Origin of the sequence: Devosia sp. (assembly GCF_041917035.1) — a bacterium.
Classification (GTDB): domain Bacteria; phylum Pseudomonadota; class Alphaproteobacteria; order Rhizobiales; family Devosiaceae; genus Devosia_A.
This window is the reverse complement of the sequence record NZ_JAYRYM010000015.1, coordinates 24,608-34,983: the sequence shown is the minus strand read 5'-3', so window position 1 is coordinate 34,983 and position 10,376 is coordinate 24,608. Positions and strand designations below refer to the sequence as shown.

Annotated in this window: 11 protein-coding genes; 3 read left to right on the top strand and 8 right to left on the bottom strand. The window is 64.1% G+C overall.

Annotation, left to right across the window (positions count from 1 at the left end; translation table 11 throughout):
• Positions 1 to 14: 14 nt before the first annotated feature.
• The 3 genes from fliE to flgB are packed head-to-tail and all read right to left on the bottom strand — an operon-like array spanning position 15 to position 1,166.
• Positions 15 to 341 carry a flagellar hook-basal body complex protein FliE gene (fliE, locus tag ACE3TU_RS03440; protein ID WP_374620277.1) on the bottom strand — a complete coding sequence of 109 codons (327 nt, stop codon included), beginning with the start codon at positions 339 to 341 and terminating at the stop codon, positions 15 to 17.
• A gap of 10 nt (positions 342 to 351) precedes the next feature.
• A complete protein-coding gene (gene flgC, locus ACE3TU_RS03435; RefSeq protein ID WP_374620275.1) occupies positions 352 to 765 on the bottom strand; it encodes a flagellar basal body rod protein FlgC in 414 nt (137 codons plus the stop codon).
• Positions 766 to 767: 2 nt separating this feature from the next.
• A complete protein-coding gene (gene flgB / locus ACE3TU_RS03430) occupies positions 768 to 1,166 on the bottom strand; it encodes a flagellar basal body rod protein FlgB (protein ID WP_374620272.1) in 399 nt (132 codons plus the stop codon).
• Between the two features lie 170 nt (positions 1,167 to 1,336).
• Between flgB and ACE3TU_RS03425 the strand changes: the two genes are divergently transcribed.
• Positions 1,337 to 1,981: a flagellar biosynthetic protein FliO gene (locus tag ACE3TU_RS03425; protein ID WP_374620269.1), complete on the top strand. Its 645-nt coding sequence runs from the start codon at positions 1,337 to 1,339 to the stop codon at positions 1,979 to 1,981.
• Positions 1,977 to 2,726 (top strand): flagellar type III secretion system pore protein FliP, encoded by a 750-nt coding sequence (gene fliP, locus ACE3TU_RS03420; RefSeq protein ID WP_374620280.1) that lies wholly within the window; start codon positions 1,977 to 1,979, stop codon positions 2,724 to 2,726. The genes ACE3TU_RS03425 and fliP overlap by 5 nt, the downstream gene beginning before the upstream one ends.
• A 12-nt stretch (positions 2,727 to 2,738) precedes the next feature.
• Here fliP and ACE3TU_RS03415 read toward each other — a convergent pair whose 3' ends face one another.
• From ACE3TU_RS03415 to ACE3TU_RS03395, 5 genes are all read right to left on the bottom strand, one after another.
• Positions 2,739 to 6,050: a hypothetical protein gene (locus ACE3TU_RS03415; RefSeq protein ID WP_374620267.1), complete on the bottom strand. Its 3,312-nt coding sequence runs from the start codon at positions 6,048 to 6,050 to the stop codon at positions 2,739 to 2,741.
• 164 nt (positions 6,051 to 6,214) lie between these two features.
• On the bottom strand, positions 6,215 to 7,273 hold the full coding sequence (locus tag ACE3TU_RS03410) for a MotE family protein (RefSeq protein WP_374620264.1): 1,059 nt from the start codon (positions 7,271 to 7,273) through the stop codon (positions 6,215 to 6,217).
• Positions 7,270 to 7,692 carry a DUF6468 domain-containing protein gene (locus ACE3TU_RS03405; protein ID WP_374620261.1) on the bottom strand — a complete coding sequence of 141 codons (423 nt, stop codon included), beginning with the start codon at positions 7,690 to 7,692 and terminating at the stop codon, positions 7,270 to 7,272. The genes ACE3TU_RS03410 and ACE3TU_RS03405 overlap by 4 nt, the downstream gene beginning before the upstream one ends.
• The gene (fliM, locus tag ACE3TU_RS03400; protein WP_374620258.1) at positions 7,692 to 8,846 is read right to left on the bottom strand and encodes a flagellar motor switch protein FliM; all 1,155 of its coding nucleotides are present in this window, start codon (positions 8,844 to 8,846) and stop codon (positions 7,692 to 7,694) included. The genes ACE3TU_RS03405 and fliM overlap by 1 nt, the downstream gene beginning before the upstream one ends.
• Positions 8,846 to 9,355, bottom strand: a complete 510-nt coding sequence (locus tag ACE3TU_RS03395; protein WP_374620256.1) for a flagellar basal body-associated FliL family protein — start codon at positions 9,353 to 9,355, stop codon at positions 8,846 to 8,848. Before ACE3TU_RS03395 ends, fliM begins: the two co-directional genes overlap by 1 nt.
• 278 nt (positions 9,356 to 9,633) lie before the next feature.
• Between ACE3TU_RS03395 and flgF the strand changes: the two genes are divergently transcribed.
• Positions 9,634 to 10,371, top strand: a complete 738-nt coding sequence (gene flgF, locus ACE3TU_RS03390; protein WP_374620254.1) for a flagellar basal-body rod protein FlgF — start codon at positions 9,634 to 9,636, stop codon at positions 10,369 to 10,371.
• The last annotated feature ends 5 nt before the right edge of the window (positions 10,372 to 10,376 follow it).

Genomic DNA, 10,376 nt, shown 5'->3' with positions numbered 1-10,376 from the left:
GAGACTGACCCCCGCTAGATGGGCATCCGCATGATCTCTTCGTACGCCGAGATCACCCGGTCCCGGACGGCCACCATGGTGTCCATCGCCAGTTCGGTCTGGCTGAGAGCCGTGACCACGTCGACCATGTCGCCCTTGCCATTGACCATGTCCATCGCCTTTGCGTCGGCGACCTTGCCGGTTTCGACCACGCCCTGCACCGCCTGTCCCAGCAGCTTGGCGAACTCCTGACCGCCGCCGAGATCGGCGACCTGATGGAGCAGCGGCTGCTTCTGGGCCTGGCCCAGGAGCTTGGACGCATTGGAGTAGGCGGCGGTCGCGGCGTTGATTGGAATGGCCATGGCTCAGCCCTCAGCCCTTGATGATGTCGAGTGTGGATCCCAGCATCTGCCGGGTGACGGAGACCACGTTGAGATTGGCCTCGTAGCTGCGCTGCGCCTGTCGCATATCCATCGCTTCGATCAGCGAGTTGACGTTGGGATAGCGCACGTAGCCGCTGGCATCGGCGGCAGGATGACCCGGCTCGTAACGTGACTGGAACTCGGATTGATCCAGCGCAACCCGACCGATCTTCACCGTCGTCGCGTCGAGTTCGCGATCCATGACTGCGCGGAATGTCGGGATCTTCCGGCGGTACGGGTCCTCGCCGGGGGTCTTTCCGGCCGAGTCCGCGTTGGCAAGGTTCTCCGCGATGATGCGCATGCGGGCCGTCTGGGCATGCAGCCCGGTTGCAGCGATCTTGAGTGAGGCAAGAAAGTCGCTCATCGCTATGCCTGCCTGCCGAGCGCGGTCTTGAGGATCTTGACGGAGCGCTGGTAGATTGCCGTGATGGTCTGGTAGTCGAGTTGGTTGCTCGTCACCTTCATCATCTCATCTTCAAGCGAGACCGCGTTGCCTTCCGGCGTCACCTCGAAACCGTTCGAGCTGCGAGGTCCGAATCCATCGGATTCTGTGCCCATAACCCGGAAATGTGCAGTCTGGGTCGCCGCCGTCTCGAGCTTGGCGGTCGAAAGCGAGCGCATGTGCTCCTCGAACCCATAGGCCTTCAGGTCTCGACCCCGATATCCCGGCGTCTCGGCGTTGGCGACGTTCTCGGCGAGCAGGCCCTGGCGAGCCTGATGCCATTTCATCTTTTCGGTGAGCGCGTTCAGCAGGGACAGCGACATGGCGAACCGGTGGACTCGACTGCAACTGGGCAAATCCTGCCGGGCAGAGGTTAACCGAACGTTAACCATGCCGTGCGACGCGCCCCATCGCCTCGCATTTTACACATTGCGAGGTCTATACTGGGCAAGTTTTACCGCGGCGCTCGCGGTGTCGCGGACGGGAGACAGGAATGCAGTTTCTGACCAGCCTTCTCGGTGGCTCCGGCGACACCTTGGTGACCTCCGCCCTCGCGCTCGGTATCGTGCTGGTACTGATCGTTCTTGGCCTCTGGGTCCTCAAGCTGATCATGAACAGTGCCCCGACGATCCGGGGTCGAGGCCGGCGCATTGGTGTCATCGAACAGGTCCAGGTCGACTCGCGACGCCAGCTACTGATCGTGCGCCGTGACAACGTCGAGCATCTCATCCTAACCGGCGGACCGCAGGATCTGCTGGTCGAGGCCGGCATTACCGTCGACAAACCCCAGCCATTGCGACGTCCCCTCGGCACCGCCGCCGAGGAAGATACCGCCCCTCCGCCCGCTGCCGAGGCCGAGAGCGCGCCTCGACCGAAGTCGCTGCGCCCGCATATCGAGAGGCTCAAGGAGTACACGCGGCCTGCCGCCGGCAAGCCGCGGAGCCTGCGTCACACCGGTCTTCTCCGGCCGGTGAGCGTCATGGAGCCAGCCATCATCCCGATGCCGCCGATGACTGGGGATAACTCCGGCCGCGCCAAAGCCGACTCAGCTACAACGCCATCTGGAATCGACGGCAACGGACGGACCGGGTTTGGCCCTCAACGCACCTTCGGCGATACGGGAACGGGCGAGCATTGACCGTCCGGCCGCTCGCAGGGTTCTCGCCAGCCTTGGCCTACTTGCGGCGATAGCGTTGCCGACCCTGGCCTTTGGCCAGGACATCACCATCGGCTTCGGCGACGATGCAACCGTGACCGAGCGCGCGGTGCAGCTGGTAGGCCTGATCACCCTGCTGTCGCTTGCACCCTCAATCCTCGTGATGGTGACGAGTTTCACCCGCATCGTGGTCGTGCTGTCCCTTCTGCGGACTGCCCTTGGCACCCAATCGGCACCGCCAAACTCCGTGATGGTGAGCCTGGCGCTGTTTCTGACACTGTTCATCATGGGGCCCACCCTGCAGCAGAGCTACGACAACGGCATCGCGCCGCTGATCTCCGGCACCATCCAGGTGGAGGAGGCATTCGAACGTGCCTCCGCGCCTGTCCGCGACTTCATGGCGGCCAACGTGCGCCAGCAGGATCTTCAGCTGTTCTACGACCTGTCGCAGAGCGAGGCACCGGCCGACTCGACGGCCATACCTCTGCAGATATTGACCCCTGCCTTCATGATCTCGGAACTCCGCCGCGCCTTCGAAATCGGCTTCCTGCTGTTCCTGCCCTTCGTGATCATCGACATGGTGGTGGCATCGGTGCTGATGTCGATGGGCATGATGATGCTCCCGCCTGTCGTCATCTCGCTGCCGTTCAAGCTGATCTTTTTCGTTCTTGTCGACGGCTGGCACCTGGTGGCCGGCTCGCTGATCCGCAGCTTCGTGAGCGGATAAGCTCGTTTCACGCTAGGCGGCGCCCTGCGGCTTGGCCTTCTGGGGGAGCACGGCATCTGCTCCCGCGTACAGCTCTCGATAGGAGGAGAGGAAGGCGTCAAGCGAGTCGAGACCGGCGATCTCCTTGGCAACCTTCTTGAACTCGAGACTCTGCGGTGCCACGTCACGGGTGACGAACTCGAACAGCGGCCACTCCGCCGATTGAGACATCGCGTCGGAGAACTTCGAGCGCAGCCGCGACAACCCGATGGCATCGTTGGCCAGCACGTAGCCGACGGCAGCGCGCACCGCACCCATCCGCGCCTGCTGGGTCATCGGCGGGGAGCCGCTGGCGGGGCTGTAGATGGTTTCGAGCAGGCTGGCCGCCGTGTCGTAGTTCTTCGACTTCCAGTAGCCGTCGACCCTCAGCATGTCGGCGTCGCGTCCCGTAAGGCGCGAGATCAGGTCGATGGCGAGGTCTTGCCGGCCTGCGTCGATCAACGCCCGTGCCTCGAGGAGGCGCCGCTGTCGGTCGAGCACAGGAGAGAGATCCGCCAACCGCGTACGATTGAGCACTCGAAGCGCCGCCTCAGGGTCCCTGTCCGCGATACGGATGACCGCAAGGTCGGCAGCCACCTGTGCCTTGGCCACCCCTTCGAGCCGGCTATCGATCTGATACTCGAGCAGGTCGGCGGCCTGGCTGAGCAGGTCGACTTTTACCAGTCGGCGAACCAGATTGCGGATCATCTCGTCGCCGCGCGCGCCGGGCGGCGTCAACTGCCGGAAGTCGTAGTAGAGCGACAACGCCTCGACGTCGCCCATCCGGTCGGCCTCACCGTTCAGATAGAGGTTCTCGAACTGCGTCTGGGCCTTGTTGAGCAGATCATTGATCGAACTGTTCTCCGGGAACGAGGACGCAGCCTGCCGAACAATCTCGAAACCCTGCTTGTAGTCCTTGTTCTCGAAGTACAGCTCCGCCAGGAGCTTCTGCATGTCGGCTTCGAGCGTGCCGCCGCGCCACATCAGGGCTTCCGCCGAGAGGGTGTCGGTCGCCTTGGCCAGATCGATCTTGCCGCTGCGCTCGAGCAGCAGCAGCGTCCGGTACACCGCTTCGGCACGCGTCGGACGCACGTCGGCCGTGATGACCTGACCATAGGCGTCGAGTGCGTCCTGTTCCTTTTCCTCCAGTTCGGCAATGCGCCCCTGCATCAACTGGAACAGACTGATCTCCTCGGGGCTCAGCTTGGCAAATTCGAGTTTGCCGATCATCTGTAGCGCCAATGGCTCGTCGCTGGTCTCGACGGCAGCGCGAATGGCGGAGAATAGGAACCTGTTTCGAACCCAAAGCGGATACGAGGAAAACACCGGTTCGGCAGCAATCGCGTCGAGCCGGGCGCCGCGGAAGTCGCCAGCGTCGGTGCGTGCCATGGAACGCCAGAGCAGTGCATCGGTCTCTTCCGGGAAGCTTCCCGAATTCAGGATCGGAAGAGCATCCATCGGCCGGCCCGCGGCGACATCGGCGATGGCGTTGAGCAGGCGCAGCTTCTTGCGCAGGTCTTCGCTCGTCAGCTCTGACTCGAGCACGCTGAGTACCCCGATCGCCTCGTAGGAAAACTCGTTGGCCAGGAGGAACTGACCGAGATCGAGGCGGGCCATGTCGCGAACCCGGCCTTCCGCATCCGCGGCCTGGCCGATCAACTCCTCCTTGCGCGTCTGAAAGCGGCCGGGATCGTCCTCGCGCCAGACAGCCAGATCGATGTAGCTCTGGCGGAACTGCGGCGCATTGCCGGCATCGAGCGAGCGGAGGGACTCGACAGCAGAGAGCGTCAACCCTTCGCTGGCGGAGATCTCCGCCGTTTTTTCGAGGAGCGAGACATCCAGGTTCTCGCTGTTCGGCTTCACCACGAGGCCGTGCGCCGACTTCAGCACGCTGAAGTCGACGAAAGCGAGGTCGCGGGTAACGCCTCGTGCCGGCGGCAACACCGTCACGACCCGGAGGGCGTCACCGACGACCGGGTCGCGCAACACATGCACCGTGCCAGGCCGCATGACATCTGCCGAGATCTCGAAGAGCCCCTGCTCGTCACGCTGCCGGGTCAGCGTCATTGGCTCAGTCGCATTGAGCAGCACATCGCCCAGCGACAGCACCCAGGACCGCCCTTCCGAGCCCAGAGTCGCGAGACGATCCTCGGCGAGATCCAGACGGACGACCTGAGTGTCGCCCGCCGGAACCACTTCGACATTGCTCACCACCTGCGCGAGGGGTTCCGCCGGAGTGGGCTTGAGTATGGTCTGCGAGGTATCAAAGACCATCCAGACGGTGTCGCCGCGCCGGAATACCGCCGACGCGGTATCGGCCTCGAAGGGGAAGCCTATGCGAATCGTGCCGCCGACGGTCGTCACCAGCGGAGCGACGACGCCACGCGTGGTAGGATAGAGTTCCGCCGTACCTTCCTCGCCCTCCAGCCCTAGGCGAGCGTCACGGCGCTCCTCTCCCTCGGCGGCCACCCGCGCAAGCTCGTCCCGCGCCTTCTTGGCCGCCTCCTCGTTCTTGAGCGCAACCTCCAGTCCTGCCTCGGGCGAAATGTCGATGTCGACCACGAACTGGCGGGGCGACAACTGGTAGAAGCGCGGCTCCACCCCCTCGGCGACCTTGAGGGTCACCAGCGAAGACGTAGGCGTCACGGTGTTGGTCGCGCCCTTGAACTCGGCCGGCAGGTCCGCCTTGAGCGCATACAGATCGACGGGCACCGGCCAGCCGAAGTCGATCGTACCGGTGCCATCCTTGAGCGAGAATTTGGCCTCGGTGTCGACGCTCCAGTCAACCTGCAGGCGCAGGAAGGTCGGGTTCCGCCCCAGTCGCACTGTGGCCGTAGGATTGAGCGTCTTCGCCAGTTCTGCACGCCGGCGCTGCTCGGCGAGCTCGGCCGCCTGCTTGGCACGAACGCTCAGTTCGGCCACTACCTCCGCCGGAAGCGCAGGAGGCAGTCCCTGCCAGGTTGGCGGCAGCAGGTCGATGAAGAGCTTCTCCCCCGCTTCCAGTCGGTTCAGAACCACAGCGGTCCGCAGTCCAATTCGAACGCCCTTGCCGTCGGGATCCGTCCGCGCGATCGTGGCGTAGTCGGGGATGGCAAGGGCGATGTCGGGGAGCAGCGCGTTGACGGCTGCCTCGAATTCGATCGCAAGCACGCCGTTCTCGTACCTGACTCGATAGGACGGCAGGTCGAACCGATCCGCAAAGGTCAGGATGATGCGGCCGTAGCCGTCTTCCTGAGTGGCGAGAACGTTGACCTTGTCTTGAGCCGCCGCCGGCAGAGCAGTCAGCAGCAGCACGAGCAGCGCCATGATGCGCCACGAGCGCCAAACGGCGCCCTGCCCTGATCGTCTGCCCACGTCCATGCCGGCTTCTGCCTGACCCGCTCTGTTCTAGAACCCCCAGAGTATGAGTAACGGGCTTAACGTCGGCCTAATCCGTTCCCACGCAAACTCAGGCAAAACCAGCACAAAGGCTACTGACCCACGATCTGCGGGAGGCTCGCGAGATCCTCCGGGGTCAGGTCGGCGGTGCTGGTCTGCTGGACCTCCTCCAGGGCCAGGCCGGAGGTGAGGTTCTTGGCCTTTTCGGGATCCATCTTGGCCATGATGGGGGCCATCTTGCGCGGATTCATCGCCCGGGCGATCTGCATCAATACGCCCAGATCCATCTGGTTGAAGATCAGCGCCGCTTCCTTGGGCTTCATGGTCTCGTACATCGCGACGAGCGCCACGAACTGCTGCTTCTCGGCCGATTTCTTCTCGTCAACGAGCGCATTGATCTTGGCCTCGAGGGCCGACAGAGCAGCCGTTCGCTCATCGAGCCGCTTCTCCGCCGCCTCGATCAGGGCGGTGCGCATTTCAAGCTCTTTCTCGAGCCGATCGAGCTCATCGCGACGCTCTCCCAGCCTTTCGAGCAGGGCCTTTTCGCTCGACGCGTTCGGGCTCACTTCAGCAAGCGGCACCAACTGGCCCGAACCATTCTGAATCAGCGGCAGGGCATCGCCCTCTGCCGTCACGCCGGGATCGGGTACGCAGTCGACGGGGGTCGGGGCGAGGTTGGAGAATCCCTGAAAGTCGCCGGCGGCGGCCGGTGCCTCGCCCTCGACAGGCGCCCCATCCTCAGGTGGGCAGACCACGTTGCCGATCACGACACTGTCCGCAGCGGCATCTCCGCCATCCGGCGAATGCGCGGAGTCGGTCGCGGCGGCCTCCTCGCCGTGGCCACCCGCTGCAGCCTCGGACGCGCCGTGCCCCCCGGCCCCGGCCTCCTCCCCGCCCAGCGAGAGAGTGTCGGCCGTATCGTCCAGGGTCGGGCTGGCATCGGTCATCGTATGGTCGAGCGGCAGGTCGATTGTCGGGTTGCCGGTGGCGTCCGCCGCCCCGCCGCCGTGACCACCGCTGCTTCCTGCCGCCAGCGCGGTTTCCGCTCCGGTCAGCACGTAGCCGCCACTGGTCAGTAGACCGATGCCCTTCAACAGCAGCAGGGCCGCGCTCGCGGCAATGACAATCGGCAGCAGTCGGACGGTCTTCAAGCCGCGTCTCCCCGGATGCGCGGGCGCATCGACAGCTGCTGCAGCGCTGTCTGGACGCGGTTGGGTTCCTCCACCCGATCCCCCGGCTGACGCGCCGCTGTGGTGATCCGCGCGATCCTGTCCATGACCTGACGACCGGCGCTGACATGGTTTGCCAGTTCGACGCCGAAGCGCTCTGCCTCGTCGAGCTTGGCCTCCAGACCCGACTCGGCCTCCTGTGCACTCGTCTTCAACTCGCAGATTGCCGCGTTGGCGAGGTTGGTGGCGGCAACCAGATCGGCCACCATCTGCCGCAACTCGCCGCGATCGGCGTGAAGGCGCTTCAGCCGCCGGTTGAGCACGACCGAGTAGCCGATTGTGGTCGCGAGCAGTATCGCGACCAGAAACTCGACCACAAAGCCCAGCGGCATGCCGAACATCAACGGCTCTCCCTTGTTTCGTCGATGGCCTCGAAGGCGGCCATCGTCACCTTCGGGGCATTGAGAGGGCGCGAGACGCGCACCGAGACGTGGTTGCCGATGTGCCCCATGATCGCCTCGGTCAACGTCACGTCCCCACATCGGAGTGTGATCGGGTCGGAGGGAGCGCGATCGAACATCACGGTGTCGCCGGGCTGCATGGTCAGGACGCGGTTCAGCGGCAGGTCCAGCTCGTGCAGGATCGCGTCGATTTCGACGTCGGCGGCATAGATCTCCGTGGCAAGATGGCCTTCCCAGATCGGGTCGCGACCGAACTTCTCGCCCATGTACATCTGCAGCAGCTGCTCACGGATCGGCTCGATCGTCGCATAGGGCAGCAGAATCTCGATCTTGCCGCCGCGATCGTCCATCTCGATCCTCAGCTCGATGAGGATCGCGGCATTGGCAGGACGCGAGATGGCAGCAAAGCGCGGATTTGTTTCGAGGCGCTCCACCTTGAAGTTGATCTCGGTGACCGGTTCGAAGGCCTTGTGGGTGTCTTCGAGAATGACCTCGATCATGCGGCGCGCCAGCGCCATTTCGATCGTGGTGTAGGGACGGCCCTCGACGCGGATCGTGCCGCCGACGCGTCGGCCGCCCAGGAGAACATCGATCATCGAGTAGATCAGCGCAGAGTCGACCGTCAGCAGGCCGTAATTGTCCCATTCCTCCGCCCGGATGACGGACAGGATGGCCGGCAGTGGTATGGAGTTCAGATAGTCGCCAAAGCGCACCGAGGAAATCGAGTCGAGCGCCACTTCGACATTGTCGGAGGTGAAGTTGCGCAGAGACGTCGTCGCCAGCCTGACCAGCCGGTCAAACACGATCTCGAGCATCGGCAGGCGTTCGTAGCTGACCAACGCCGAGTTGATCAGGGCCTGGACGCCAGAAAGCTCGGCGACGCCACCGGCATTCGGGTCGAAACCGAGCAGGCTGTCGATCTCGTCCTGGTTGAGCACGCGGTCGGACGACTCTGCATCGGCGCTATCGCCGGCGAGCATGGCCGCCCATTCGGCGCTCATTTCCTCCTCGGCGCCTTCGCCGGCCTCGACCTTGATGTCCTCGCCGACGCCCCACTCTTCGCTGAGCTTGTCCTGTTCGCCGGGTCCGGCCATCACTGCACCAGGATTTCCTTGAACAGGATGCTGTCGACCTGCTGGGGGAAGATGGCCACGTTGACACGCCGCCGCAGTTCCTCCTTCAGCCGGTAGATGCCTGCCGAGCCCTCGAGGTCACTCTTTCGCAGTTCGCGCAGGTACACCTGGAACGCATCGACTACCTTCGCCATCCGCGGCTGGATCTCGAGCATGACCTCTTCGCTGGCCACCTCGAGCGCAACGGTCAGCTTCATGAAGGCTTGCGCGCCACCCTCGGAATTGAGGTTCACCGTCATCGTGGGGAGGTTGAAGATGAATCCCTGGTGTGCGTCACCTGCAGCGCCGCCATGCGCGTCGGCCCCGTGCGCCTCTTCCTTGGGAGCGGAGAACAGCAGGAAGTAAGCCGCTGCACCGCCCCCGAGCAGCACGACTGCCGCCACCACCATGGCAATGAGCATGATCGGTGGCTTCTTCTTGGCCGGCTTGGCTGCACCGGCTTCGGCATCCGCTTCGGCTGCTGCCGCCATTGCACGAGACTCCTGATTGGGCCGACGATTCCGCCGTCTGAAAAGGAGCTAAGCGCCCGAGAGTTAACGATTGGTTACGAACTGGGCCATGGCGGCACATTCTGCCCGGCAGTTTCTGCCCATCGCCCCGCTTCGGCATCCCACCGAGGTCCATGCCCAGAGATAACCCGCTGAATCTACGTCATTCTTCGACTTGGCACGGTTTCTGCTCGGTAAACGACGAGCCCGATGGCCTGGGGAGGTCGAACGGTTCGGGGAAGACAACGGGGACCTGCGCCATGGAAAATGCGCAACTTGTCGGCCTGTCGCGCCAGATCGCCTTGCGGCGACAGATGGACGTGGTGGCCAACAACATCGCCAATCTCAACACGACCGGCTTCAAGGCCGAACAGCTGCTGTTCGAGGAGTACCTCGACCCGGTTGCGCGTGACCGCGATTTCCTCCTCCCCGACCAGCGCCTCAGCTTCACCGAGGACTGGACCACCATTCACGACATGTCCGTGGGCGCCATCGTGCAGACCGGCAATCCTCTGGATGTGGCCCTGCAGGGCGAGGGTTTCCTCGTTGTCCAGACCCCCCAGGGCGAGCGCTGGACCCGCGCGGGCTCGCTTCAGCTCGATGCGTCCGGCGTGCTGGTCGACCTCGACGGCAACCCGGTAATGGGCGAAGGCGGCCCGATTCAGTTCGGTGGCGCTGAAACCGACGTGGCCATCGCCGAGGACGGTACGGTGAGCTCCAGCGCCGGAATCAAAGGGCGGTTGCGGATAGTCGAATTCGCCGATCCCCAGGAAACAGCCCGCGACGGCAACAACCTGTTTTCCGGCGGCACCCCGATCCAGGCGACAGCCACCCGACTGATGCAGGGTGCGCTGGAGAAGTCCAACGTCTCCGGTGTCGGCGAGATGACCGAGATGATCCGGGTGCAGCGCTCCTATGAGAGCCTCGCCTCGATCATGCAGCAGCAGGACGAGATGCGCCGCTCCGCCATCCAGCGTCTCGGCAACCTCAGCGCCTGATCGGG

Excerpts from the sequence above, each read along its gene's own strand:
- fliE (WP_374620277.1), bottom strand. The coding sequence starts at position 341 with ATGGCCATTCCAATCAACGCCGCGACCGCCGCCTACTCCAATGCGTCC.
- flgC (WP_374620275.1), bottom strand. The coding sequence starts at position 765 with ATGAGCGACTTTCTTGCCTCACTCAAGATCGCTGCAACCGGGCTGCAT.
- flgB (WP_374620272.1), bottom strand. The coding sequence starts at position 1,166 with ATGTCGCTGTCCCTGCTGAACGCGCTCACCGAAAAGATGAAATGGCAT.
- ACE3TU_RS03425 (WP_374620269.1), top strand. The coding sequence starts at position 1,337 with ATGCAGTTTCTGACCAGCCTTCTCGGTGGCTCCGGCGACACCTTGGTG.
- ACE3TU_RS03415 (WP_374620267.1), bottom strand. The coding sequence starts at position 6,050 with ATGGCGCTGCTCGTGCTGCTGCTGACTGCTCTGCCGGCGGCGGCTCAA.
- ACE3TU_RS03405 (WP_374620261.1), bottom strand. The coding sequence starts at position 7,692 with ATGTTCGGCATGCCGCTGGGCTTTGTGGTCGAGTTTCTGGTCGCGATA.
- fliM (WP_374620258.1), bottom strand. The coding sequence starts at position 8,846 with ATGGCCGGACCCGGCGAACAGGACAAGCTCAGCGAAGAGTGGGGCGTC.
- ACE3TU_RS03395 (WP_374620256.1), bottom strand. The coding sequence starts at position 9,355 with ATGGCGGCAGCAGCCGAAGCGGATGCCGAAGCCGGTGCAGCCAAGCCG.
- flgF (WP_374620254.1), top strand. The coding sequence starts at position 9,634 with ATGGAAAATGCGCAACTTGTCGGCCTGTCGCGCCAGATCGCCTTGCGG.